This window comes from Arthrobacter sp. MMS24-S77, from assembly GCF_054888235.1.
Genome location: NZ_JBTZRN010000001.1, coordinates 566,876 through 593,538, shown reverse-complemented (window position 1 = coordinate 593,538; position 26,663 = coordinate 566,876). Strand labels below are relative to the sequence as shown.

Annotated in this window: 17 protein-coding genes, 2 tRNA genes and 1 pseudogene; 12 read left to right on the top strand and 8 right to left on the bottom strand. The window is 63.6% G+C overall.

Translation table 11 applies throughout. The annotated features are described in order from the left end of the window. Positions 1–5: 5 nt before the first annotated feature. From ACX5I4_RS02760 to ACX5I4_RS02745, 4 genes are read right to left on the bottom strand one after another with little or no spacing between them, the layout of a single operon-like run. Positions 6–659: a bacterial proteasome activator family protein gene (locus tag ACX5I4_RS02760; protein ID WP_461835297.1), complete on the bottom strand. Its 654-nt coding sequence runs from the start codon at positions 657–659 to the stop codon at positions 6–8. Next, positions 656–1,153 carry a GNAT family N-acetyltransferase gene (locus tag ACX5I4_RS02755; protein ID WP_461835296.1) on the bottom strand — a complete coding sequence of 166 codons (498 nt, stop codon included), beginning with the start codon at positions 1,151–1,153 and terminating at the stop codon, positions 656–658. The genes ACX5I4_RS02760 and ACX5I4_RS02755 overlap by 4 nt, the downstream gene beginning before the upstream one ends. A 26-nt stretch (positions 1,154–1,179) precedes the next feature. Next, the gene (locus tag ACX5I4_RS02750) at positions 1,180–1,761 is read right to left on the bottom strand and encodes a PadR family transcriptional regulator (protein ID WP_461835295.1); all 582 of its coding nucleotides are present in this window, start codon (positions 1,759–1,761) and stop codon (positions 1,180–1,182) included. A 31-nt stretch (positions 1,762–1,792) separates the two neighbouring features. After that, entirely contained in the window at positions 1,793–2,776 is a 984-nt protein-coding gene (locus ACX5I4_RS02745; protein ID WP_461835294.1) for an NAD(P)H-quinone oxidoreductase, read from the bottom strand. A 113-nt stretch (positions 2,777–2,889) separates the two neighbouring features. On the opposite strand from ACX5I4_RS02745, the gene ACX5I4_RS02740 reads away from it, so the two are divergent. Continuing rightward, positions 2,890–2,977: transfer RNA gene (locus tag ACX5I4_RS02740), tRNA-Ser, on the top strand. A gap of 207 nt (positions 2,978–3,184) precedes the next feature. On the opposite strand, the gene nirD is transcribed toward ACX5I4_RS02740, so the two are convergent. Then, on the bottom strand, positions 3,185–3,553 hold the full coding sequence (nirD, locus tag ACX5I4_RS02735) for a nitrite reductase small subunit NirD (RefSeq protein ID WP_461835293.1): 369 nt from the start codon (positions 3,551–3,553) through the stop codon (positions 3,185–3,187). Between the two features lie 280 nt (positions 3,554–3,833). Between nirD and nirB the strand changes: the two genes are divergently transcribed. The 4 genes from nirB (at position 3,834) to ACX5I4_RS02715 (ending at position 13,252) form a co-directional block, all read left to right on the top strand. Then, the gene (nirB, locus tag ACX5I4_RS02730; RefSeq protein WP_461835292.1) at positions 3,834–6,455 is read left to right on the top strand and encodes a nitrite reductase large subunit NirB; all 2,622 of its coding nucleotides are present in this window, start codon (positions 3,834–3,836) and stop codon (positions 6,453–6,455) included. Positions 6,456–6,617: 162 nt separating this feature from the next. Then, positions 6,618–7,496, top strand: coding sequence for an undecaprenyl-diphosphate phosphatase (locus ACX5I4_RS02725; protein WP_461835291.1), 879 nt, complete (start codon positions 6,618–6,620; stop codon positions 7,494–7,496). A gap of 111 nt (positions 7,497–7,607) precedes the next feature. After that, the gene (locus tag ACX5I4_RS02720; protein WP_461835290.1) at positions 7,608–8,387 is read left to right on the top strand and encodes a VOC family protein; all 780 of its coding nucleotides are present in this window, start codon (positions 7,608–7,610) and stop codon (positions 8,385–8,387) included. A 365-nt stretch (positions 8,388–8,752) separates the two neighbouring features. After that, a complete protein-coding gene (locus ACX5I4_RS02715; RefSeq protein ID WP_461835289.1) occupies positions 8,753–13,252 on the top strand; it encodes an ExeM/NucH family extracellular endonuclease in 4,500 nt (1,499 codons plus the stop codon). Positions 13,253–13,348: 96 nt separating this feature from the next. Here ACX5I4_RS02715 and ACX5I4_RS02710 read toward each other — a convergent pair whose 3' ends face one another. Beyond that, positions 13,349–15,337 carry an FAD/NAD(P)-binding protein gene (locus tag ACX5I4_RS02710; RefSeq protein WP_461835288.1) on the bottom strand — a complete coding sequence of 663 codons (1,989 nt, stop codon included), beginning with the start codon at positions 15,335–15,337 and terminating at the stop codon, positions 13,349–13,351. Between the two features lie 59 nt (positions 15,338–15,396). On the opposite strand from ACX5I4_RS02710, the gene ACX5I4_RS02705 reads away from it, so the two are divergent. From ACX5I4_RS02705 to ACX5I4_RS02695, 3 genes are all read left to right on the top strand, one after another. After that, on the top strand, positions 15,397–17,658 hold the full coding sequence (locus tag ACX5I4_RS02705) for a prolyl oligopeptidase family serine peptidase (RefSeq protein WP_461835287.1): 2,262 nt from the start codon (positions 15,397–15,399) through the stop codon (positions 17,656–17,658). 96 nt (positions 17,659–17,754) lie between these two features. Beyond that, a tRNA-Ser gene (locus ACX5I4_RS02700) sits at positions 17,755–17,842 on the top strand. A gap of 155 nt (positions 17,843–17,997) precedes the next feature. Further along, positions 17,998–19,095, top strand: a complete 1,098-nt coding sequence (locus ACX5I4_RS02695) for a hypothetical protein (protein WP_461835286.1) — start codon at positions 17,998–18,000, stop codon at positions 19,093–19,095. A 97-nt stretch (positions 19,096–19,192) separates the two neighbouring features. On the opposite strand, the gene ACX5I4_RS02690 is transcribed toward ACX5I4_RS02695, so the two are convergent. Beyond that, entirely contained in the window at positions 19,193–20,632 is a 1,440-nt protein-coding gene (locus tag ACX5I4_RS02690; protein ID WP_461835285.1) for an MFS transporter, read from the bottom strand. After that, positions 20,629–22,800 (bottom strand): RecQ family ATP-dependent DNA helicase, encoded by a 2,172-nt coding sequence (locus ACX5I4_RS02685; protein ID WP_461835284.1) that lies wholly within the window; start codon positions 22,798–22,800, stop codon positions 20,629–20,631. Before ACX5I4_RS02685 ends, ACX5I4_RS02690 begins: the two co-directional genes overlap by 4 nt. A 90-nt stretch (positions 22,801–22,890) precedes the next feature. Here ACX5I4_RS02685 and ACX5I4_RS02680 point away from each other — a divergent pair. The 4 genes and pseudogenes from ACX5I4_RS02680 to ACX5I4_RS02665 all read left to right on the top strand — a co-directional run bounded on the left by ACX5I4_RS02680 (position 22,891) and on the right by ACX5I4_RS02665 (position 26,611). Next, a pseudogene (locus tag ACX5I4_RS02680) lies at positions 22,891–24,341 on the top strand (phosphomannomutase/phosphoglucomutase). Positions 24,342–24,371: 30 nt separating this feature from the next. Next, positions 24,372–24,824: a hypothetical protein gene (locus ACX5I4_RS02675; protein WP_461835283.1), complete on the top strand. Its 453-nt coding sequence runs from the start codon at positions 24,372–24,374 to the stop codon at positions 24,822–24,824. 24 nt (positions 24,825–24,848) lie between these two features. Further along, entirely contained in the window at positions 24,849–25,298 is a 450-nt protein-coding gene (locus ACX5I4_RS02670) for an RrF2 family transcriptional regulator (RefSeq protein WP_461835282.1), read from the top strand. A 152-nt stretch (positions 25,299–25,450) separates the two neighbouring features. Next, a complete protein-coding gene (locus ACX5I4_RS02665; protein ID WP_461835281.1) occupies positions 25,451–26,611 on the top strand; it encodes a globin domain-containing protein in 1,161 nt (386 codons plus the stop codon). Positions 26,612–26,663 lie beyond the last annotated feature (52 nt).

Sequence of the window (26,663 nt, the reverse complement as noted above, 5' to 3'; positions counted from 1 at the left end):
AGCGCTCAGAGGTATTGGCCCGGGTGCCGGTCCGGGTCTTCCACGCGAGCTGGTTTACCGGGTTCGGCTTCCTTGCCGGGAAGGTGCGCACGCTGCGGTTCACCGTTCTCGCCAATAACGACGCCCGGGGCGATCATGGTTCCCGGCGGCAGTTGGCGAAGCTGCAGCTGGGCAACAGCGTGCTCCCGGGCTGCCTGCTGGGCAGCGATAGCGGTCTGGATACCGTGGAACAGCCCTTCAAGCCAACCGACCAGCTGGGCCTGTGCGATCCGGAGCTCCGCGTCGGACGGGGTGGCGTTTTCAGGGAAGGGGAGGCTGATGCGTTCCAGCTCCTCCACAAGCTCCGGAGCGAGGCCCTCTTCGAGCTCCTTGATGGAGCGTTCGTGGATCTCGGCAAGGCGTCCGCGCGCAGCCTCATCCAAGGGGGCACTCTTCACTTCTTCAAGGAGCTGGCGGATCATCGTGCCGATCCGCATGACCTTGGCGGGTTCGTCGACGAGATCCTGCAGCGTGCTGCCCTTCTTCGCGCCAGGTTTTACCCCGACCCTCGGGCTAGCTTCCGATGTGCTCTCAGCCGTGCCAGCGTCCAAGGTTGTGCCCTCCACCGGGATGTCGTCAAAGCTCTCGCCACTGGATTGAGTGCCGTCCTGATCGCTCATGCGTTCATACTCTCACGGGCCGCAACCCAGCCCAGAGCCTTGACGAGTATTTCGCCTTCGTCCTTAGCGAAACCACATTTTTCATAAAATCCCGTGGCATAGACGTTGGCCGGGACCCAGACTTCCTCCATCCCATGTGCACTCATCCATTCCTCCATGACCGCCAGGAGGGACCGGCCGATACCGCGGCGGCGCCAATCCACGTGGGTACCCATTTCCATGAGGAGCAGTTCAGCCCAGGGGCCAGCGATGCGGCGGCGCTGGATACAACAGTGAAGGAACCCAACTGTCTCGCCACCGAGCTCAGCCAGCCAGAACAGTACGGAAGGGTCGTTCAAAAAGGAGCGGGCGGCGTCGTACGTCAACGCGCCTGACGGCTCAACTGAAGGATCCTCGTCGAACAGATTATCGGCCTCCGCGAGGCGGATCAGCGCGTCGGCGTCGTCGGGACCGAGCAGCCGGACCTGAACGTCAGCATTCGTGAATGTTGCCATACCGGCACCTCCCCTTGCCGAGCAGTCTATGCGGTGGGCGTTCCCGTGCCGCGTAGGGTTCCTGAGATGCCGTTGCCGGCGCCGTTGGCCTGCTGGACCAGCCTGGCCTCGCAGAGATCCAGCCAGCGAACCTCCGCTTCGGCGTGGAAGATCAGGGAATCCAAGACGAGCAGCCTGGCTGTATCCGTAACCCGCTGGTTGGCGGCAACGTCCTTGCGGGCCTGGGTGTGCTCCTGCAGCTCCAGCAAGGAAATCTCGCGTTGGGCCTGGATGAGCGCGGTGAGGTCGGTCCCCGCCGTCGTGACGGCCAGTGCCAGTTTGATGGCCAATTCGTTCCGCGGTGGTACTCCCCTATCCACAGCGGTTGCGAACCATCGGCGGATCTCGGCACTCCCGGCGTCGGTGATGCTGTAGAGCACGTGTCCCTGTCCGTCGTCGCCGTTCCTGCGAACCAAAGCGTCGCGCTCCAGCCGGTTGAGCGTTGTGTACACCTGGCCGATGTTCAGCGGCCAGACGGCTCCCGTGCGTTCCTCGAAGGCCGCGCGAAGCTGGTAGCCGTAGCGCGGCTGCTCCTGGAGCAATGCCAGGATGCTGTACCGGATGGACATTGCCCTCCTTCGTTGCGGCCGGTTTGGGGGCTTAGAGCAGCAGCAGGACTTTGCCCATGTGCTCGCCGGAATCGAAGTACTCGTGGGCTTCGCGGACCTGCTCCAGGGGGAACGACTTGGCCACGAAAGGCCTGATCCGGCCGTCGGCGAGCAGTGGCCACACCGACTCGCGGACGGCGTTCATGATAACGCCTTTTTCCGCCGCGGGACGCGGACGCAGCGCTGTGCCAATGATTGCCGCGCGTTTGCTGAGCAGCTGGCCGAGGTTGAGTTCGCCTTTGGTGCCGCCCTGCAGTCCGATCACCACCAACCGGCCGTAATCCGCGAGTGCTTCCACGTTTTGCTGCAAGTATTTGGCACCCACGACGTCGAGAATCACGTCCGCGCCCTTCCCGCCGTTTTGTGCCTTGAGGCTTACGGCGAAATCTTCCTCCGCATAGTTGATGGCGATGTCGGCCCCGAGGAACGCTTTGGCGGTCCCTACCTTTTCGGCCGTGCCGGCCGTCGCCGCGACCGTGGCACCGTAAGCCTTGGCAAGCTGGATGGCCATGGTACCGATGCCGCCCGTGGCGCCGTGTATCAGTACCGTCTCACCGGCCTGCAACTGGGCAGTCATGATGAGGTTCGAGTACACCGTGGCGGCCACCTCAGGCAAGGACGCGGCGGTCACCAGATCCACGCCGTCGGGCAACCGCAGAACCTGCTCGGCTGGGACCGCAACTTGCTGCGCGTAGCCGCCACCCGAAAGCAGCGCAACCACCTTGTCGCCGATGGAGAAAGGCTTGCTCACATCGGGCCCGAATGCGGCAATCCTGCCGGACACCTCGAGACCGGGAATTTCGGAGGCCCCCTGCGGCGGCGGGTAGAAACCGCGGCGCTGCTGGACATCGGCCCTGTTGAGGCCGGCCGCGACGACGTCGATGAGAACCTCGCCGGGGCCAGGAACCGGAGCTGGGACCTCGCGGACCTCGAGAACCTCGGGCCCGCCCGGTTCAGAGATGTAGACGGCTTTCATAAGTGCTCCCGATTCCTTGCTCAGCGCAGTTGGCCTTTCGGACACCTTAATCGCATTAATTGCGGCGTCGGATTTTTGTCGCAGCCAACTCCCTATGAAACACTACTAGGCAGGGAAGGTTGTCCGAGCGGCCTAAGGAGCTGGTCTTGAAAACCAGTGTGCGGTAACCCCGCACCAAGGGTTCAAATCCCTTACCTTCCGCGTGGCGCACGATCGCGCAGCTGAGAGGCCGGTTCATGCGAATCTTTGGATTCCATGGCCGGCCTCTTTTGCGTCATGTAGGCGGGTTGCTGGCTTCGCGCCGAAGGGCGCAGCACCGCTGGCGCAACGCCGCCGGTGTAACGCGAGAACGCCAATGGCCGGTTCCGTGGGCGGAACCGGCCAGGATCGGCGTCGAGCGCTGGCAGCTTAAACGGCTACTTCGATGTATCCGTCCACCAGACGGGTGGCGTAGCTTGCGAGCCGCAGTTCGGGGTTGGTGAAGCATTCACCGGTTTCAAGGTCGTAGACCTCTTTGTGTAGCGGCGAGGCGATGGTGGGACGGCTACCCCTGGAACCGACGATCCCCCGAGCCATGACGTTGGACAGCGTTGCGGGGTCCTGCTGGGATACCGCAAGGACTTCATTGGGCATGGTGCGGAACAGTGCTACCTGCTTGCCTCCGACCAAGGCAGCTTCGCCCCACGCCGGTTCCAGCTCGTCGATTGCGCAGACGCGGTGCCAGCCAGACGCCGTCGGCGCGCCCGTTAGGTTTTCCCGATCCAGAATTGCGGTCATTTCAGCCCCTATCGCTTAGCCTGCCGATCCGGCGGATCCAATTCCGCCATCGGCACGGGCCGTTTGCGGCCACATCTTCACGGTATGCCGACCTTGTTTCGTCGGAATGCAATCAATGTGTCCTGTTCGTAAAGGAGACCTCACTCCACCCCAACCCTCACCGTGATGCCGAAGTTAAGCCCCCGAAACACAAGGGAAACTGAAGCGAAACTGCCCGTCTTTACTCTGAAGTGACAAGTCGCGGATGACACGGTTCTGCGGCACATGCGAAAGGCCGCCAGTGACCGGACACACTTCACCTTCAGAGAACCCGCGCCGAATTGTGGTCGCCGGTGGAGGCCCCGCGGCCCACCGTTTTGCCGACGCCATGCACACCCGCGGTCTCGAGGGCTGGCACGTCACGGTCCTGACCGAAGAGGCGCACCTCCCGTATGACCGGGTCACGCTGAGCAAGGCCCTCATCGATGTGGACTCCGACCTCACGCTCGGGCACGCGTCGATGTGGGATCACGATTCCCTGGACCTGCGCACAGGCGAGCGGGTGGTCAAGATCAACGCCGAAGCAAAGTCGGTGGAAACCGCGGCCGGCAACAGCTACTCCTACGACGCCCTCGTGGTCGCAACGGGTTCAAACGCCGCCCGCCTGCCCATCCCGGGCGCCGAGCACACCCACGTCTACCGCACGCTCGAAGACGTCTGGGCCATCAACAAGGCGATCACCGAACTTACCGAGAAACTGGGACGCAAGATCAAGGCCGTCACCATCGGCGGCGGTCTCCTGGGCCTCGAATCGGCCGCAGGCACGGAGCGGCTGGGCGCCACCCCGATCGTCATCGACGGCGCGTCCTGGCTGATGGCCACCCAGCTCGATGAAGGCGCCGGCCAGGCACTGGGGCGCCTCATCAAGGACAAGGGCTTCGAAATCCACGGCGGCGTGTTCCCGTCCGAAGTATTGTTCGACGACGACGGTCAGGTCACCGGCGTCCTCATGGCCGACGGGCGGATCATCGACGCCGACATCGTGATCGTCGCGATCGGCGTCAGGCCGCGCGATGAGCTGTTCCGTGCAGCGGAGGGCGAGGAGCAGGTCTTCTCGCTTGGCCAGCGCGGCGGCGTTGTCATTTCCGATGGTTGCGAGACCGAGATCCCGGGTATCTTCGCCATCGGTGAGGTCGCGAACTTCGAGGGCATGTGCCTGGGGCTCGTGGCTCCGGCGAACACCATGGCCGAGATCGTGGCGGACCGGCTGCACGGCGGGCAGGCGACCTTCCCCGGTTTCGACACGGCCACCAAGCTCAAGCTCTCCGGCGTGGACGTCGCCAGCTTCGGCGACGCGTTCGCCAAGACCGAACACTCCCTCGAGATCGTGTACGCGGACCCGGCCCGGGGCGTGTACCAGAAGATCGTCACCACCGACGACGCCAAGACCCTGCTCGGCGGCATTTTCGTCGGCGACGCCACCCCCTACATGAGCCTGCGTCCCCTGCTCGGCCGCGAGCTCCCCGCCGAACCCGGCGCCTACCTCACCGCCGCCGGGGGCGGGGAGGCCCCGGACACCGAACTGCCGGACGACGCGATCCTGTGCTCGTGCAACAACGTCCCTGCCGGGAACATCCGCGACGCGGTCAACGCGTGCGGGACGTGCGAAGGAAAGGAGCCGGTCCGCGACGTGCCAGGCCTCAAGGCCTGCACCCGGGCCGGGACGCAGTGCGGTTCGTGCGTGCCGATGATCAAGAAGCTCCTCGAAGGTGAGCTGAAGAAGTCCGGTATCGAGGTCTCCAAGGCCCTCTGCGAGCACTTCGAGCTCTCCCGCCAGGAACTCTTCGATGCCATCCGTGTGCTGGAACTGACATCCTTCGAGGACATCCTGGCTAAATACGGCACCGGCGCGGGCTGCGACATTTGCAAACCCACCATCGCCTCGATCCTGGCGTCGCAGCATTCCGCGTACGTCCTCGACGCCGGCCGCGGCACCCTGCAGGACACCAACGACCGCGCCCTGGCCAACATGCAAAAGGACGGCACGTACTCCGTGGTCCCCCGCATCCCAGGCGGGGAAATTACGCCCGACAAGCTCGTGGTGATCGGCACGATCGCCAAGAAGTACGGGCTGTACACGAAGATCACCGGCGGGCAGCGCATCGACATGTTCGGCGCGCGCCTCGAACAACTCCCGGACATCTGGGGCGAGCTCATTGACGCAGGCATGGAGTCCGGCCAGGCGTACGGCAAAAGCCTGCGCACCGTGAAATCCTGCGTCGGATCCACCTGGTGCCGCTTCGGTGTGCTCGACTCTGTTTCCATGGCCATCAACCTGGAACTGCGCTACCGGGGCCTGCGCAGCCCGCACAAACTCAAAATGGGCGTGTCCGGCTGCGCCCGCGAATGCGCAGAAGCCCGCGGCAAGGACGTCGGCGTGATCGCCACTTCGGAAGGCTGGAACCTGTACGTCGGCGGCAACGGCGGCGCGAACCCCGCCCACGCCCAGCTCCTCGCCGGCGGCTTGGACGACGAGACCCTGGTGAAGTACATCGACCGCTACTTCATGTACTACATCCGCACCGCCGACCGCCTCCAGCGCACCGCCCACTGGCAGACGGAACTCGACGGCGGCCTTGAGCATGTGCGCCAAGTGGTCGTCGAGGACTCGCTCGGTATCGCTGACGAGCTCGAGGCCGCCATGGCCAAGCACGTCGAGAACTACGAGGACGAGTGGGCCGCGACCTTGAAGGACCCGGAACGGCTGCGCCGCTTCCGCTCCTTCGTCAACGCCCCGGACGAGAAGGACGAAGCCATCGCCTTCGTCCCCGAACGCGGCCAGATCCGCCCCGCCACCAACGAAGAAAAGAGCGCGGTCTTGATTTCTTCGGCGAGCATCCCGGTCCGCGGAAGCGAGGATTAAGACGCATCTCGACGGCGAGCTGCGACGACGGCGAGTGGTCGCCGCGGGTTCCGACCACGCCGCCCCGTAGCTCGCCGTCGGGATTTTCCAAGAGGCGATCGCAGTGCTCACTCCCAGCAAACGTTCATCTCGCAGTAACGGGCGCTGGCTAGTATCAACCCCATGATTAACATGATCCAGGCCATCGTTATGGGCCTGCTGCAGGGAATCACGGAGCTCTTCCCGATTTCCAGCCTCGGCCACAGCGTCATCTTGCCCAAACTATTTGGTTGGGGCCTGGACCAAAAAGCTCCAGAATTCCTGAATTTCCTCATCGCCACCCATTTGGCTACAGCAGTTGTGTTGTTCTTCTTTTTCATTCGGGACTGGATTGAAATCGCCAAAGGGCTTGGCCGTTCCATCCGGGACAGGAAGATTGCACCGTCAGATACCTACGCGAAGCTCGGCTGGCTCCTTGTGGTTGGAACCGTGCCGGCCGGAATCATCGGCTTGGTTTTGGAAAAGCCCATCCGGAACCTCTTCGCCTCTCCGCTGATCGCGGCGGGGTTCTTGGTGGTCAACGGGCTTGTCCTTTTCGCGGCGGAACGCCTGCGGACCAGGGACAGCCGCCGTGCTCCTGCGCAGCCAGCGACCGCAACGGCTTCCGACGCCGACATCGCCACCTTGTCGTGGAAACGCGCCCTGGCAATCGGCTCTGCGCAAGCGGCTGCCCTGGTCCCGGGCATCTCCCGTTCCGGCGCATCGATGGCCGGTGGTTTGCTGTCCGGATTGAACAACGAAAATGCCGCGCGCTTCAGTTTCCTCCTCGCGACCCCCATCATCGGCGCTGCCGCGGTGCTGAAGCTTCCCGAGCTTTTCACCGCGGACATGGCCGACGAACGCGGCGTGTTCCTGGTCGGCGCATTATGCGCGGGTGTCGCCGCATGGTTCGCTACTAAGTTCCTGCTGCGCTTCTTTGAAACGCGCACCCTGACGCCGTTCGCCGTTTACTCAGTGGTCGGCGGAGCGACCTACTTTCTTTTGATGCTCGTCATGGGATAGGACCTGCAAAAGGCATTGAAACTGTCAGAGGCCCCGCATAGGGTTCTGTTTGTCTCCACCACCCACTCATGAAACCGCGGCAACAGCCGCGGGAACTACACAGGAGCAAACATGCCTACGCCTGACATCACCCCCGGCGCACCTTGCTGGATCGATCTGATGACCTCGGACACGGAGAAGGCAAAGTCCTTCTACAACACGCTCTTCGGCTGGACCTACGAGACCGGGGACCAGGAAAAGTACGGCGGCTATATCACGGCCTCGAAGGACGGCAAGATGGTGGCCGGGATCATGCAGAAGCAAGAAAACATGGCCCAGATGCCCGATGTCTGGTCCACATACCTCCGCACTGACGACATCAAGGCCACCACCGAAGCGGCCGTCGCCAACGGCGGCCAGGTCTACATGGAACCGATGGAAGTTCCGGACCAGGGAACCATGGCAATGTATGGAGATTCTTCCGGAGCTGCGATCGGCGCCTGGCAGTTCGGCGAGATGAAGGGCTATCAGCTCGCTGCCGAATCGGGCGCACCCGCCTGGCACGAGCTCTTCGCCAAGGAATACGACTCTGCAATTTCCTTCTACCAGAACGTCTTCGGCTGGGAAACGACCGTCGTGGGCGATACCCCGGAGTTCCGCTACACCACACTCGGGGCGGGCGACGACTCCAAGGCGGGCATCATGGATGCCTCCGGTTTCCTCCCGGCCGAGGTACCGTCCTACTGGGGCGTCTATTTCGCCGTGGACAAGGTCGATGCCACCATCGAGCAGGCTCTCTCCTTGGGCGCTACCGTGATCCAGGCGGCTGAAGACACTCCCTACGGGCGGATGGCCACCCTGACCGATCCGACGGGTGCGATCTTCAAGCTCATCGAAAACCAGGCCTCATAAGCCCACACCACCACGGACCCTGCCGGCCGGAGTTGGCCAGCGATGGTCGGCACCGCCGGCAGGGTTCTTCCAATCCAGCGTCGGGGGATCCGCTGGAGCCTTCCACTCGCACAGGTCCCCACGGAGTATCCGCGGGGACCTTTTCCGTGTCCCTGACAATTCTCGGCTAAAGACGATTCGCCTTCCCAAGGCGATTCGACCCCTGACGTGCCGCCGTCACCAGGCGGCAACCCGGCATTCACCCGTACCTGATGGGATGCCGAGCGTGAGGTTTACCCGGAGTAGAGTCCGGTCCATCGCCCGACGGCACCCACGACGGGCATCGTCAAAGCGCCCTACAGGGCCCTATTGAAAGTTAGAACCGAATGCATTTCAAAAATGGGAAATTCTTAGTTGGATCCGCATTGTTAGCGGGGCTGCTTGCAGCCCCGCTAACAACTGTTCCGGCTGCGGCAGCCGATGTACCCCCGACAACAGCCCCGTCGGTGGTGATCAATGAGGCCTATCTCAGTGGAGGCAGCGCCGGAGCTGCGTTCCGGAACAAATTCGTGGAGCTGTACAACAACTCCGACTCCGCCGTCAGCCTGAGCGGCTGGTCGCTCCAGTACCGCGCAACCGGCAACGTCAATCCACCCACCTTCATCACTCCCCTCAACGGCAGCATCCCCGCCAAGGGCTACTTCCTCGTCAAGGGCGCCAGCAACAGCGCAACCTCGACCGCGGCAGAATTGCCAGCCGCCGACGTCGACGGCTCCGGCACGCTCAACCCGAGCGGAAGTGCCGGCACAATCGTCCTTGCGAAGCAAGGCACCGCAGTGAACCCGCTCCCCACGGGTTCCGTAGTGGATAACCCCGCCGTGGCCGATCTCCTGGGCTACGGCACGTCGAATACCTTTGAGACCGCGGCAGCAACGGCGCCGGCAAGCAACACCGATGTCAAGAGCCTGAACCGGACCAACGGAGCGGACACCAACAACAACTCCGCCGATCTGAGCCTCAGCGCCACTATCACCCCGACGGCGGCAGGTGCTGTGACTCCTCCGCCGACAGGTCCGGAAACCAAGACCATCGCCGAAATCCAGGGCACCGGCGCGGCCAGTCCGTTCGCGGGCGCCACTGTCACCACCCGCGGCAAGGTCACCGCTGTCTACTCAACGGGCGGTTTCAACGGCTACTACGTCCAGACGCCCGGAAGTGGCGGCGCCACCGATCCGGCGGCCAGGACGGCGTCGGACGCGTTGTTCGTCTACTCGCCATCGACGGCGGGCAGCACCCAGATCGGCGACTACCTCGAACTGACCGGGGTGGTGAGCGAATTCGCCAACCAGACGCAGCTCACCGCGGACGCAACCGGAGTAAAGAAGCTCAGCGAAGCGGCACCCGAAGTCAAGCCCAGCAACTTCGCGCTTCCGGCCGACGAAGCCACCCGCGAGCGCTACGAAGGCATGCTCGTGGCACCGCAGGGCGCCTTCACGGTGACGGACAACTATTCACTCAACCAGTACGGCGAAATCGGCCTGGCGGCGGGAACTTCCCCGTTGGTCCAGCCCACTGCCGTGGCAAACTACGGCTCAGCCGAATACAACGCCGTGGTTGCGGACAACGCACTGCGCGGCATCAAGCTCGACGACGGCGCATCCACCAACTTCCTCAAGGACGCCTCCACGAAGGCGCAGGCACTCCCGTACCTGACCACGGGCGATCCGGTCCGGGTTGGGTCGGCCGCGACCTTCCGCACCAACGTCATCCTCGGATACGGGAACAACTCCTGGAAATTCCAGCCGCTCTCCCAGCTCACCCCGGCCAACGCGGACTCGGTACAGCCGGCCAGCTTTGCCGGAAGCCGACCCCAGGCACCGGCCAATGTGGGCGGCAACCTGAAGATCGCTTCCTTCAACGTGCTGAACTACTTCCCCACCACGGGTGACCAGCTCACTGGCTGCACCTACTACACGGACCGCGACGGCAACCCGGTCACGGTCAAGGACGGTTGCAACGCCCGCGGTGCAGCGAACGCCGAGAACCTCCAGCGCCAGCAGGCAAAGATCGTCGCCGCCATCACCAAGTCCGGCGCCGACGTCGTCTCCTTGGAGGAGATCGAGAACTCAGCTCAATTCGGCAAGAACCGCGACGACGCCCTCGCCAAACTGGTGGATTCCCTCAATATCGAAACCCCGGGAATCTGGGACTACGTCCGCACACCCGCCAACGCTCCCCCGCTGAGCGATGAGGACATGATCCGCACGGCCTTCATTTTCAAGAAGGCCACCGCCGAACCACTGGATGAGTCCATCATCCACAACGACACTGTCGCTTTCGCCAGCGCACGCAAGCCCCTCGCCCAGGTGTTCAAGCCTGTGGGGGCAAGCGATGACAAGAAGTTCATCGCGATCGTGAACCATTTCAAGTCCAAGGGCTCAGCAGCCACGCCGGACGACACTGACAAGGGCCAGGGCGCTTCCAACGTTGCCCGTACCAAGCAGGCGCAGTCGCTCCTGACCTTCGCCGATCAGTTGACGTCCTCCAAGGGCACCGACAAGGTGTTCCTGATCGGTGATTTCAACGCCTATTCCAAAGAAGACCCGATCAACGTCCTCACGGGGGCCGGCTACGCGGATCTGGAAACCAGCACGGGCAAGCACTCGTACTTGTTCGGCGGGATGGTTGGCTCCCTCGACCACATTTTGGCTTCCCCCGCCGCTCACGAGGTGGTCACGGGGACCGACATCTGGAACATCAATTCCGCGGAGTCGGTCGCGTTCGAGTACAGCCGGTACAACAACAACGTGGTCAACTACTACGCCCCGGACCAGTTCCGGGCCAGCGACCACGACCCCGTGGTGGTCGGCCTGGACCTGCCAACCACGCCGGCTAGCGTTGACCTGCAGTTCCTGGGAATCAATGACTTCCACGGACGTATCGACAGCAACACCGTCCTGTTCGCCAGCACCATCGAACAGCTCCGCGCGGGAGCCACTCCCGGTTCCACCGCGTTCATCTCCGCCGGCGACAACATCGGTGCTTCCCTCTTCGCTTCCGCCGTGGCGAAGGACCAGCCGACCATCGATGTGCTGAACGCGCTTGAGCTCAAGGCGTCCGCGGTGGGCAACCACGAGTTCGACGGCGGATGGGCGGACTTGCGGGACCGCGTCATCGCCGGCGGCAATAACGCGAAGTTCCCGATCCTGGGTGCCAACGTCTACCAGAAGGGCACCACCACCCCGGTGTTGCCGGAATATACCGTTCTGGACATGAACGGCGTCAAGGTGGCCGTCATCGGCGCCGTGACGCAGGAAACCCCGTCCCTGGTCAGTCCGGCCGGCATCGCCGACCTTGAATTCGGTGACCCTGTGGATGCCGTCAACCGCGTTGCCGCCAAGATCAAGGCCGGCAAGCTGGCCGATGTGATCGTCGCGGAAATCCACGACGGCGCGGGAGCCGGAACGCCGGAAGGTGCCACCATCGAACAGGAAGTCGCGGCAGGCGGGCCGTTCGCCAAGCTCGTGAAGGAAACCACGTCCGATGTGGCGGCCATCTTCACCGGCCACACCCACAAGGAATACGCCTGGGACGCGCCGATCCTTGACGCCAACGGCCAGCCGACCGGCAAGACCCGCCCGATCGTGCAGACCGGCAATTACGGCGAAAACATCGGCCGCATCACGCTGACGGTGGACACCAAGAGCATGGCGGTGACTGCGTATACCGCGGGCAACGTGAAGCGCTCCACAACGGACCTGTCCGGAACGTACCCCCGTGTTGCACAGGTCAAGGCCATCGTCGACAAGGCCCTGGCCGACGCCGCCGTCGTCGGCGATCAGCCGGTTGGTGCGGTCACCGCGGACATCACGACGGCGTTCACGCCGGACCCCGCCGGCGGGACTCCCAAGCGTGATGATCGCGCGAGCGAATCGACCCTGGGCAACCTGGTGGCCGACTCACTGGTGGATACGCTCAAGGCACCCGAACTTGGCGGGGCTGAGATCGGCGTCGTGAACCCCGGCGGTCTGCGCAACGAGCTCTACTACGCGCCCGACGGCACCGTCACGTACGCGGAGGCCAACGCAGTCTTGCCCTTCGTGAACAACCTCTGGACCACCTCCCTGACCGGCACGCAGTTCAAGTCGCTTCTTGAGCAGCAGTGGCAGACCAACGCCGATGGCTCCGTACCGAGCCGGCCGTACCTCCAACTGGGTGTGTCCAAGAACGTGAACTACACGTACGACGCCGGCCGTGCGGCAGGCGACCGGGTCACCTCTATTTGGGTGAATGGCGCACTCATCGACCCCGCGAAGTCCTACCGGATCGGTACCTTCAGCTTCTTGGCAGCCGGTGGCGACAACTTCCGGGTCTTCAAGGAAGGCAGCAATACCAAGGACTCCGGACTGGTGGATCGCGACGCGTGGATCAAGTACCTGAAAGAGCACAACCCGGTCTCGCCGGACTTCGCGCGCCGCTCCGTTGCCGTCGTGAACACCACGGCAGCAGAGGTGAGGAGCGGGGACGCCATGACCCTGGACGTCTCCAAACTGAACCTGACCTCGCTCGGCAGCCCGCAGAACACCTCGCTCAAGGCAGTCTTCACGGACGCCAAGGGGGCCGCGACACAATTGGGAACGGTCAGCGTAGCTTCCGGTGCCGCCACGGTGAACGTCAAGGTACCCGCGGGAGCGGCAGCCGGGACGGGAACTTTGGTGCTGACCGCCGTCGAGTCCGGGACCGTAGTGAAGGCCGCCGTCAAGGTTGCCGCTCCGCTGTCTCCGAAGTGCACGGCGCCGGTCAAGCCAAGCAAGTGGTACGACGTCCTCGGCTGGATCAAGTACGCCTTTGCCTGGCTCGAGTACCAGAAGTGCCTTAGGGGCTAGCCGCAGCGCCAGCCCCAGATGAGCATGCTCTCCCCGGCCTTGGCGAATGGACATATTAGGTTTATGTCCACTCGCAGGATCGGGCGGGGAGCATGCTCATTTTTGCAGGGGTAGGCCGAGCATGTCCCTTGCGATTTCGTCGGCGTCGCGAAGGGTCCGCTGGCCGCTGCGGTAGGCACGCCCGTCGGAAGGCCGGGCTTCGGCGGCGATGGCAGTCCCCCATTGGGCGGAGGAAAGTTGCAGGCCCAAGGCGTACATCCCGGGAGTCACGGAACCGTTGGCACCCACCAGACGGTAGGGGTGCGCCTGGACATCCAACCCGGAGGTCTGCACCGGTATTCCCTCGGCCGACATCATCACCTTGGGCCGTACCAATCCATCGGCGAGTAACTGGCGCAGCAACGGAGAAACACTCGCGCCCACCCTGTTCGCCGGGGACATGGCCTCAATCAGTGTCCGCGCCTCCGCGGCGTCGTCGTGCACCCAGGCTGATACCGCCCGGAAGACACCCCTGCCACGGTCAACGTTGAATCGGGGATCCGGGCCCACGAAACTCACGACGCCGGCACGCGCCAAAGCGGCCAACTGCTCGGCGCGCAGTGCGGGCGGACCGCTCGCGAGTCCCTCGACGAAGGACTCGAACCAGCCCCGAAGTTCGCCCACCCACGATTCGTCGGTGATGCCGCCGTCGGCCACGGCACTCTTCAGGATCGCCCGTCCGGTGTGCAGGGCACCGATGGCCATCTTCAACGGATCCGCCTCTCCGAGCCCGGAGCGGCGGGCGTCGTCGTCCAGAAAGTCCACGACGGCGGCGTCGAGTTCCTTCCTTGACGCGTAGGAACGCGCGGCCAATGGCGCCGCGAGGCCCAGAAGGTCAAGGCGGCGCGACGCTGCGACGTGGGTGGCAACCAGCTCTGCAACCTGGTTTTCCCAACGCCCGGTGGCATGCGCGTGTGGCTGCAACAGGTCTTCAAGGGCAGCCAGGAATTCCGTCGCTTCGGAAACGGCCACGGGTTCCGCGACAACCAAGGTGGAGTAGTAAGCCCACAAGGCATCGCGATGCAGGAGGGGCCAGAGATCGTGGTCGAAGCCAGGTTGGATACCCGCCGCGGCGAAGCGCTCTATTGCGCCTTCCGTCAGATACCGCAAGCGCACCGACTTCGGGTAGTAGCCGTCCAAGCCGGCTTTAGCCCGGTACGGAGTGCCACGCCTGGATGCCGCGATGATCTTCGGTTCCCGGCCCGAGGGCAAGTACTTGAGCTTCCCCAGGAGACCATCGCTGGCCGCCACGAACTGTCCGCCTCGGCCTTCCGTCAACTGGCCCATGACGTCGAAGAAGTTCAGGCCCATGCCCCGCACGAGGACCGTCTCCTTGTCCGGCACCAAGGACCAGTCGACGTCGGCGGGCGCTGCCGGAGGGAAGTACAGCAACCCGAGCTCCGCCGCAGACTCGCTGAACGAACGCTGCTCCGGGTTGAGCCTGGACTCAAGGTGGCCCAACGCAAGGACGAGGGAATCGACGGTGAGGCGACCGCCGTCGTCGAGTTCGACGTCGAACCCTCCGTCCGCGGGGCCGTGCGGCGAACCGTCCGCCGCGCTGCCCGGAAGGCGACGCGCCGCCACGGCGTTGTTCCGGTGAAAGGCGATCTCCACGCCGGCCGGGACACGGCCCAGCAATTCCTCGAGCGTGGAGCGCAGGTACCGTCCATAGAGCGCACGGCTGGGAAAGTCGTGGGAGGCAAGGGCGGCAAGTTCGGCCTGTTCCTCGGCACTCAGTCCCGAGCCGGCGGTGCGCTGCTTCGCGCGCCATTGTTCGAAAGATCCCCCGGCCAAGGGCGGCGCGAGGTGCTCGTCCTCGGGAATCAGGGTGGGGTAGAACGACTGCGTGTTCATGAGGTACAGCCGGGATTGTTCGGGCTGCCAGACGTGCCCGGGGCCGGCTGGGTAGGGGTCTACGACGTCGATATGCAAGGAACGCGCTTCCGTTTCCGTCGCGGCCCAATTGGCGAGCAAACGCTCAAGCACGCTGGTGCCACGAGGACCTGCCCCGATCAGCCCCACCCGAATGTTCTGCGATTTGCCCACGCCCAAGCCTAACTTCTTGTGACTTGCTTCCTTCTCAGACAGTCGCTCTAGGATGAGGGATGACCACCACAGCAGCTGATCAAGCGCCCGCGCCCGACAACGAAACTGCCCAGGGAACCGCAACCGCCCCCGAACCTGTCGACGAGAATATCTGGCTCGAGGACGTTCATGGCGAAGAACAGCTGGCCTGGGTGCGGGAGCAAAATGCCCGCACTGAAGACTTGCTCGACGATGCCGAGTACGCCGCATTGGAAGCCGGAATCCTGGAAGTCCTGGACTCCACGGACAGAATCGCCATGGTCAACAAGCGCGGCGAGTACTACTACAACTTCTGGAAAGACCAGCAGAACCCGAAGGGCCTCTGGCGCCGGACCGCATGGGAGAGCTACCTCAGCGACGCCCCCGAATGGGACGTGCTCCTGGACATAGATGCACTGGCCGCTGCCGAGGGCGAAGAATGGGTGTTCCACGGCGCCAACTTCCTTCGCCCGGCCGAGGGCGAACCGTACCGCTTCGCCATCATCGCCCTGTCCCCCGACGGCGGCGACGCCAACCGCCATCGCGAGTTCGACGTCGAGACCCGCACCTTAGTGGACCCTGCCGCGAGCGGCTTCGACCTTCCGACCGCTAAGGGCAACGTATCCTGGCTAGACGCCGACACGCTGCTGGTATCCACGACAGCGGACGGACTACCTAAAACCAGTTCCTCTTACGCGAGGACCGGCGTGAAGCTTCGTCGCGGCCAGACCCTGACTGAAGCCGAGCGGATCTTCGAGATCCCCGAAGACCACATGATGGCGCTCGTCGCCCACGACTCCACCCCAGGATTCGAACGCACTTTCGCCGTGGACTGGATTGACTTCTTCAACCGAACCACCTCCGTGCTGCGTGACGACGCGTGGCTTGCCATTGACGTCCCCACAGACGTCAGCCTCAGTTCCCACCGCGAATGGCTCATGTTCCGTCCACGGCAGGATTGGAACGTGGAGGGAACCACGTACCCGGCGGGGTCGCTACTTGCTGCCGACTTCGAGGACTATCTGTCCGGGGAACGCGACTTCACGGTGCTTTTCACCCCGGACGAGCACACTTCCCTGCAGTCCTGGAGTTGGACGCGGGACTACTTGCTCCTGAACCTGCTGCACGATGTCTCTTCCGAGATCAGGGTGCTCGACCCCGCTCACAAGGACTCGGCCGGTGGGTGGGCCGTGACCATGCTCGATGCGTGCCCGCCCCTGCACGACGTGAACGCCTACGCGATAGACGACGAGGACGAAGCGGAAGGAGACAACGCCGGCAATGACTACTGGCTCGTGGCAACCGGCTTCACCACTCCCACGACGCTCATGCGCGGCACACTGTCCCAAGGCATCGCCACCTACAGCCTCGACGCAGGCCACGACGGCGGGGTGTCCAGCACGCACGCCGTGGTGAAGTCATCGCCGTCGTTCTTCAACGAGGCGGACTACGAGGTCCAGCAGCACTTTGCCACCTCGGCAGACGGCACCCGCGTGCCCTATTTCCAAGTGGCATCCAAAGACCTGGACCTCGACGGCGAGAACCCCACGCAGCTTTCGGGCTACGGCGGGTTCGAGGTCTCCCGGACCCCTGCCTACAGCGGAGCCATCGGGCGCGCCTGGCTGGAGCGCCGAAGCGAAACCATCAAATCCGACGACGGCTCCGGGGCACACTCCCGTGGCGGCGTCTACGTCGTGGCCAACATCCGCGGCGGCGGCGAGTACGGCCCAGCCTGGCACCGTGCCGCATTGCAGGAAAAAAGGCACCGCGCGTTCGAGGACTTTGCGGCAGTGGCTCGGGACCTCATCTCACGGGGCGTCACCAGTCCGCGCCGGCTCGGCTGCGTGGGCGGATCCAACGGCGGGCTGCTGGTGGGCAACATGTTGACCCAGTATCCGGAACTGTTCGGCGCAGTCTCCTGCGGCGTCCCGTTGCTGGACATGCGCCGCTACACCAAACTTTCTGCCGGCTACTCCTGGATCGCCGAGTACGGCGATCCCGACGTCCCGGAGCAATGGGACTACATCCGCACCTTCTCGCCGTATCACCTGTTGCGCGACGGCGTGGACTACCCGGAGACGTTCATCTGGACAGCCACGTCCGACGACCGCGTGGGCCCGGTCCAAGCCCGGAAGATGGCCGCCCGGATGCAGGCGATGGGCATCCCGAACGTGTGGTTCCACGAAGCACTTGAAGGCGGTCACGCAGGCGCTTCGGACAACCGCCAAGCGGCCTCCCTCCAGGCCCGCAGCCAACACTTCCTGTGGCGTGCACTTGCCGGCAAGCAGGGCGCCGGGCAGTAACACCCTCAGCGATGGAGCGCCCGACGGCGGCCCGCGCCCCCGTTTTGCGCTGGGTGCCCAGTTCTGCGTATCCTTGGTTGGCTAGCAATAGCAACTGGAGACGTGCCAGAGCGGCCGAATGGGCTTCACTGCTAATGAAGTGTGGGGCACAACTCCACCGGGGGTTCAAATCCCCCCGTCTCCGCGTTTTGGCCCCGGTCTTTCGACCGGGGCCTTTTTGCGTTCCGGGACCCTCAGTGGAGGATTCCGTCGGGGAAGATTCATGTCACCGACTCTTCGAATTCAGCTCGCGCCAATAGCCTCGTCCGGGTAACCGAGACCAACGACGAGGAGAGTTTCATGCGTTCAATGTCAAGATTCGCGATCGCAACGGTCGGAGCCGTCCTGCTGTCAACCACGTTGCTCGCTCCGCCTGCCCTGGCGGCTGGCAACGGTGCCGCAATCGACGGTGCTGAGGCAGGACAGAATGGCTCTAACGGCAACGGGCATCAAGGCAACACCAATGGCTTCAGCTTCGGAGTGATCGGAGACGTGCCCTACGGTAACGCCGAGATCCAAGCGTTCCCGTCTTACATCCAGGACCTCAACGCACATACGGAATTGAGCTTTGTAGCACACGTGGGCGACATCAAGAATGGATCCTCCCAGTGCACGGACCAGTACTTCGAAGCCATCAAGAAGAATTTCGACAGCTTTACGGCGCCGCTCGTCTACACCCCGGGCGACAACGAGTGGACCGACTGCCACCGAACGAACAATGGAGCCTACAACCCCTTGGAGAGACTGGCTAAGGTTCGTGAAGTCTTCTTCCCGAAGCCGGGCGTCACGCTTGGTTCGCCCATGCAGGTGAAGTCACAGGCCAAGGAAGGCTTCCCGGAAAACGTCAGCTTCCGCAAGCATGAGGTCGCCTTCACCGCGGTCAACATTCCGGGCAGCAATAACTCGATGCTCCCTTGGACGGGACTCGGCCAGACCCAGCCCACCGCGGCCCAACTGAACGAGGTGCAGCAGCGGACCGAGGCTGACATCCAGGAGTTGAGGGATACCTTCCGGAAGGCGCGGAACAATGGCGACCGGGCCGTCGTCGTGATGACGCAGGCCGATATGTTCGACCCGACAATCGCTGCTCCTTCCCAGGCGGATTTTGGCGCCTTCAAGCCCCTGGTGCAGACACTGATCGAGGAATCGAACTCGTTCGGTGGCCCGGTATATCTCATCAACGGAGATAGCCACGTATACAACCAGGACCACCCCCTCGCGGCCGGTTCGGCGTGGCTGTCCTTCTACGGCCAGGCCACGGCGGCGAAGAACCTGACGCGGGTCACTGTAGACGGCTCCAATAATGCAAAGGACTGGCTCAAGGTCACGGTCAATCCGGAGGATTCAGAAAGCGTGGTGTCGTTCGAGCGGATCCCGTTCACGCACCCCGCTTCCTAGCTAAAGCGATCCGGGCAAGACGCCGGGCAGCCAAGAGTCGCCGGAATCTCCGTGATGGAGGTTCCGGCGACTTTTGCTCCCAGCGCTCCTAGCGCTCCTAGCCGCGGCGATTCTCGGGCTTGCGCACAGCACTGCGGCTGACTTCAGCTCCGGCGTGCCTGTGCAGCGTGAGGCTGTCCACCGTACTTAAGAGCATCGCGGCGGCCATGGCGAGGAACGCCCCACGGTACGCCGAGGAACGGCCGTCGCCGAAGAGCGACACATGATCGAAAAGGCGCAGGAAGAGCGCACCTACTGCAATTCCGGCACCCGCAGCCAGTTGTACCAGAGTGGCTGAAACCGCATTGGCCGAGGGAAGCTCCCCAGGAACGATGTCCGCGTACTGCACGGATGCGTAGGCCGAGAACCCGATCGAACGGAAGGCGCCGCTGGCCAGCAACAAGGCAAATATCAACGGTTCCGGGGTTTCGGGGGTGAGCAAGGCACACGCGGCAAAAGTGACAGCCGAGGCGAGCGAAGCAAAAACCAACACCGGTTTAAAGCCGAACCGCCGGATAATGGGCGTCGTGGCAGGCTTGATGCCGATGTTGCCAATGAACACCGCAGCCACCATCGCTCCGGACTTGAGCGGATCCCAGCCAAAACCGTCCTGGAACAACAGCGGCAAAAGAAAAGGCACCGAACTGATGGTTAGCCGATAAACGAACCCTCCGGTGGAAGTGGCCCGGAACGTGCGTGTAGCGAAGACCCGGAGGTCGAACAGCGGAGCCTTGGCTTTGAGCATCCACCATCCTGCCCCGGCCAAAGCCGAGGCTCCGGCCAACAGCACAACTGCCGGAACCAGGCCCGCGCCGTGACCACCAACTCCTTCCAGCCCCGCCACAAGGGATCCGACGCCGAACGTAGTCAGCGTGAGCCCTAGCCAGTCGAGCCGGCGGCCCGCATTGCCTCCCGTGCGCGGAACCAGCCTCAGGGCCGCAATGAACGCAGCAATCCCCAGCGGTACGTTGATGAGGAAGATCCAGTGCCACGAAAGGTAGGTAGTGAAGGCTCCGCCCACGAGGGGCGCCAGAACGGGAGCCAACAAGCCAGGCCAGACCAGGAACGCCGTGGCCCGGAGGAGCTCCGACTTGGGCGTGCCGCGCAGAACTACAAGGGTTCCTACGGGCACCATCATTGCACCGCCAGCCCCTTGTGCCACCCGGCTGAGAGTCAGCCAAGTGAGGTCTTGGCTCACCGCGCACAGCAGTGACGCCACAGTGAACACCGCGATCGCCAGGCAGAAGATCCGACGTGCCCCGAAGCGTTCTGCGAGCCAACTGCTTAGCGGAATTCCCATGGCCACGGTCACCAAGTAGGCAGTCATCGTGACGTTGACATCGGCCGAAGCCACTTTGAAATCAGCGGCGATGCTCGGCATGGCTGTGGTGAGGACCGTGCCGTCCAGGAACTCCATGAAGAAAGTGGCGGCAACCAGCAACGCGAGCCTCGGCTGCCATTGGGACTCGGACTGGACGTCCGATGCCGCGCTGCTCAAGCTGCTTGACCGAGGACGAGAGGCAACACCGAACCCGCTCCGGCTTGCCTGAGGACGCGCCCCGCAACCGTCACGGTCCAGCGGCTGTCCGCAAGATCGTCGACCAAGAGGATGCCCTGACCGCCTAGCGCGGCGAGGTTCTGTCCAAGTTCCGGACCCACAACCAGGCGGTCCCACACGCCGGCCAGCCGGTAGGCACTGTTGCCACCCCTCCCGCCAGTTGGCCCACCGTGCTGGAGCTGGAGGGAACCTAGATATGGCATCTGGCCAATCCCGGCTATCCCGCGGGCGAGGGATTCGACAAGCACGGGCTTGTTCCTGGACGGAATGCTCACCACAGCTGCAGGGCGCCCTTGGCCACTCCATCCTGCAGATCGACCGTCTCCCGCGGCCCATTCGCGCAACACCTGCACGCAGGCCTGCAGCATGGCGGGCTCGACATTGCGGTCAGCTGCGCCGGAGGCAAAGAGTTCACGGAGGGCGCCTCCCCAGCCGAGATCGGTCAGCCGTGCCAGGACGCGGCCTTCGCCCAGAAGCTCGTCGGGCTTGATCCTGCCCTTCACGGCAACGCCGAGCCGATCCATGCCGCTGGGCCATTGAAGCCGTGGCTCCAGCGCAAGACCCGCGCGCCGGAGGGTCTGCCCTGCGGCGTCGGCGGCTGCTGCCGCCACGTCCGCCGGGAACCACGTGCCAGCGCAATTGTCGCAGCGACCACATGCACGTGCCGACTCGTCGTCCAGGACAGCGGTGATGTATTCCATACGGCATCCAGCCGTGTCCTGGTAGATCACCATGGAATCCTGCTCGTCCACCCGGGCCTCGGCGATACGGGCATAGCGCTCGGCGTCGTAGATCCAGGGACGTCCCGTAGACCTCCAGCCGCCACCCACGCGCTCGACCGCGCCGTCAACCGCGAGGACCTTCAGCAGGAGTTCTAAAGGCGTCCGGCGCAAGTCCACCCTTGCTTCGAGAGCCACAGTGGACAGGGCCGAGCCGGACTCGGCCAGGACGTTGAGTACGGCGGCAGCCTTTTCCTCTGACGGCATGGAAGCTGTGGCAAAGTACCGCCAGATCTCCCGGTCCTCGGATCCGGGCAGGAGGAGCACATCGGCATTCGCGGCGCCACGGCCTGCGCGGCCCACTTGCTGGTAGTAGGCAACGGGTGATGACGGGGCTCCAAGGTGGATGACAAAACCGAGGTCCGGTTTGTCGAATCCCATGCCAAGCGCAGAGGTGGCCACGAGCGCCTTCACTTGGTTGTCCTTGAGGAGTTGTTCAGCCCGTTCGCGGTCGGCGGGGTCTGTGCGGCCGGTGTAGGACAAGACATTGTGGCCTGCCTCTGAGAGCAGCCGAGCGGTGTCCTCCGCGGCGGAAACGGTCAACGTATAGATGATCCCGCTGCCTGGCATGTCGGCCAGATGTGTCAGCAGCCAGCCAAGGCGATCCCTTGAGTCTGCGAGCTTCAGGACACCCAGACGCAGGGACTCACGGCCAAGTGTCCCGCGGATGGTGAGCACGCCGGCTCCAAGTTGTTCCTCGATGTCATGGACCACCCGGGAGTTGGCCGTGGCGGTGGTTGCCAGCACGGGGACGCTTTCCGGAAGTTGCTCGATGAGATCGGAAATACGCCGGTAATCGGGGCGGAAATCGTGGCCCCAGTCCGAAATACAGTGTGCCTCGTCAATCACGAGGAGGCCGGTGCGGCGGATGAGCTCGGGAAGCTGGTTCTCGCGAAACGAAGGATTGGTGAGCCGTTCCGGAGAAACCAGGAGAACATCCACCTGGTCCGCAGCCAGTTGCTCGCGAACGTTGTCCCACTCGAGCTGATTCGCGGAGTTGATCGCCACGGCGCGCACACCGGCACGTGCGGCTGCCGCCACCTGGTCCCGCATAAGGGCGAGCAGCGGGGAAACGATGAGCGTAGGCCCGGCTCCCCGACGCCTCAGCAACAACGACGAGACGAAGTACACGGCCGACTTGCCCCAGCCCGTCCGCTGCACCACCAAAGCGCGGCGGCCAGCGTCAACGAGGGCCTCGATCGCCTCATACTGGCCGTCGTGGAATCGGGCGTCCGCGTTTCCCACAAGCTCCCTCAGTACCTCAAGGGCCTGCAGTCGGGTGGTGGACTGTTCCGCTGCGAGGAGGGCAGCATCCGGGTTGTTGGGCATGGCTTCAGTATTCCAGCACCCGCAGACAGCCAGGACCCAGGACTTCATCTATGTGGACAAACGTTTTCCACATAGGAGGGCGCTGGCGTAGTGCCTACCGCACTCCACAGTAAGATTGAGCGCGTGACTAACGAGCAGAACAAGACATTCGACCTCTCGGCTTCCTTCAAGGCTTATGACGTCCGGGGAATCGTCGGCGAATCCATCACGTCCCACATCGTGGAGTCTGTCGGCGCCGCGTTCGTCGACACTCTGGGCCTCGCGGGCGAGACGGTGCTGGTGGGCGGCGACATGCGCCCCTCCTCCCCGAATTCATCAAGGCGTTCGCAGACGGTGCTGCCCGCCGCGGTGCCAATGTCCAGTTGCTGGACCTCATTTCCACCGACGAGCTTTATTACGCTTGCGGCGCCCTGAATGCTGCCGGTGCTACGTTCACCGCGAGCCACAACCCGGCTGAATACAACGGCATCAAGATGTCCAAGGCCGGCGCCCAACCGATCTCCTCGGAATCAGGCCTGAAGGAAATCCAGGCACTGGCCGAGAAGTACCTCAACGAAGGCAACATCCCGGCTGCAGATGTGCAAGGCAAGATCAGCGTCCGCGACGTCCTGAAGGACTATTCCGAGTACTTGCGTAGCCTGGTTGACCTCAAGGGCTCCCGTCCGTTGAAGATCGTCGTCGACGCCGGGAATGGGATGGCTGGGCTGACCACTCCTGCCGTGCTCGGTAACGAACTGCTTCCTGCCCTGCCGTTCGAGATCGTCCCTCTGTACTTTGAGCTGGATGGCTCTTTCCCGAACCACCCGGCCAATCCGCTTGAGCCCGAAAACCTGCGCGATCTGCAAGCCGCGGTCATCGAGCACGGCGCGGACATCGGTCTCGCGTTCGACGGCGACGCCGACCGTTGCTTCGTGATCGACGAGAAGGGCGAACCTGTGTCCCCCTCTGCCATCACAGGCATGGTGGCGCGTCGTGAAATCGCGCGCGCCCAGGCCGCCGGTGAAGAAACTCCCGTGATCATCCACAACTTGCTGACCTCGCGGGCTGTGCCGGAGCTCGTGGCCACGGATGGTGGCCGCGCCGTCCGCACCCGGGTGGGGCACTCGTTCATCAAAGCCGTCATGGCTGAAGAAGGTGCCGTCTTCGGCGGCGAACACTCTGCGCACTTCTACTTCCGCGATTTTTGGAACGCAGACACGGGCATGCTCGCAGCCATGCATGTGTTGGCAGCACTGGGTGAGCAGGACGGCCCGCTGTCCGAACTTGGCCGTCAGTACGAGCCGTACGTCTCCTCCGGCGAAATCAATTCCGAAATTGAAGACAAGGCGGGAGCTATTGAGCGCGTCCGTGCCGATTTTGATGGCGAGGACGTCGACGTCGACACCATGGATGGCAGCACCTTCACCGCGAAGGACGGCACTTGGTGGTTCAACCTTCGCCCGTCCAACACTGAGCCGTTCCTGCGACTGAACGCAGAGGCGAAGGACGTGGCCACGATGGAAAAGGTACGCGATCGCGTCCTTGCACTGGTCCGGTCCTAACCGGCCATCGCGACGAGCAATATGGACAGCATGAACTCCCAGGTTAACGGCCTTGAAAGTACTGAGGAACTCGAACTCCGCGAAGTCCGTGAAACCCTTGGAACCGCCCTGGCAACAGCCCAGGAACACCTGGAGCAAAACGGTGGTTTCATGCCCTTCGCAGTCACCCTTGCGGACGACGACGAGCTCCGGCTCGTCTTCGTCACACCCGGCGAGCCGGACGACGAAGGAAACGTCGACACAGAGACGATGCTGGCCGACATCCTCGAATTGCTCCGCCAAGGCCGTGACGGATACCGCGCGGTTGCCATCGCCAGCGATGTGATCCTTCCGGAACACAGCTCAGACGGGATCCACGCCGCGGCTGAACATCGCAGCGGCGGGCTAATGGCGGCCGTGGTCCCATATGTCCAGACAGCCGAAGGCTTCACGTTCGGAACTGCGGAAGCGGATGGACATGAACGTGCTGTCTGGGTGGACTAGACCTGACTCCGTAAGCTTATTGGCATGAAGATCAATGCCTTCGCGGATGTGAGCCTGCGTGCGCTCCTGGTTCTGTCGTCCGCGCCCGCAGGTGAACTCCTGACGACCCAAAACATCGCAGACGCCGTGGGGACTCCCTACCACCACGTCAGCAAGGCCATCGTTCGGCTGCGGGAACTGGGCCTGATCGACGTCGAGCGCGGCCGCAATGGCGGATCCCGGCTCAGCGCGGCCGGACAGAAAGCCACAGTGGGCCAGCTCCTGCGGGAGCTGAATACCAGGCCGGATCCCGCGGAGTGCCAATCCGCCCACGGAGACTGCCCGCTCATCACCGAATGCGGCTTGCGCCATGCCCTGGCCCGCGCGCGGGAAGCCTTCTACCGGGAGCTGGACGACGTCGTCGTCTCTTCCCTGCCTCGCCTCAGGCAAATGACGCCGGTATTCCAGGCGATCGGGTTGCGCCCCGGACTGTAGGGCCCTGCGGAAACGCCCACGCGTCTCCAGCCTGGTCGATTAGCCAAATCCTTCTACGGCGTGTAGAAATTAGCTATAGATACTTGCATTTCGAATACAAGTATTGAACCCGGTCCCTGCGCAACACACGGGCCACTACGACAGGAATTCCTATGCTCTCGGACAAGTCTTTCCCCATCATCGAGGCCACATTGCCATTGGTCGGCTCCCGGATTGGCGACATCACCCCCAAGTTCTACGACCGGCTCTTCGCTGCGCACCCGGAACTGCTTGATGGACTATTCAGCCGTTCGAACCAACGCTCGGGCACCCAGCAGCAGGCCCTGGCCGGAAGCATCGCCGCCTTCGCAAGCCACCTGGTCAGTAACCCGGGAACCCTGCCGGAAACAGTGCTGTCCCGTATCGCGCATCGCCACGCTTCACTCGGCATCACCGAGCCGCAGTACCACGTGGTCTACGAGCACCTTTTCGCCGCCATCGCAGAGGACCTGGCCGAAGTCATCACGCCGGAAATTGCCGAAGCCTGGACAGAGGTCTACTGGCTCATGGCGGACGCACTGATCAAAATGGAAAAGGGGCTGTACGCAGAGCAGGCCAATGGCAAGATGTGGAGCCGGTGGAAGGTCGTGTCCAAGTCTCCTGCAGGGACTGGATCCATGACCTTCACCTTGGACCCGGCCGATGATACCCCCATCACCGAAGCACTACCCGGTCAGTACATCAGCGTCAAAGTCACGCTCCCGGACAGCCTGCGCCAGGTCCGGCAATACTCGCTTTCCGGCGGCGCAGGCGCCCAGCGGAGCTTCACAACCAAGATCGACGACGGCGGCGAGGTCTCGCCCGTGCTGCACCACACCGTGGAGGTCGGCGATGTCCTGGAGATCTCCAACCCCTACGGCGAGATCACGCTGAAGGATGGCGACGGTCCCGTGATCCTCGCCTCGGCCGGCATCGGTTGCACGCCCACGGCTTCCATCCTGCGCTCGCTCGCAGATTCCGGCTCGGACCGCCAGGTCTTGGTCCTGCACGCGGAGAGCAACCTGGAAAGCTGGGCGTTACGTGGTCAGATGACGGACGACGTCGAGCGCTTGAGCGCAGCGGAACTCCAGCTCTGGCTGGAGGAACCGCAGCCCGGGTCCAACGCGGGCTTCATGTCACTGCGCGAAGTGGACCTGCCGGCCGACGCTTCGCTGTACCTGTGCGGGCCGCTGCCGTTCATGAAGCACATCCGCAACGAGGCCATCAACGCCGGAATCCCCGCCACGAAGATTCATTACGAAGTCTTCGGACCGGACATCTGGCTAGCCAACTAGTCCCCACCGACGCCCTCGCCTCGCAAGTCCCCACGGCCAGGGAACCCTGGCG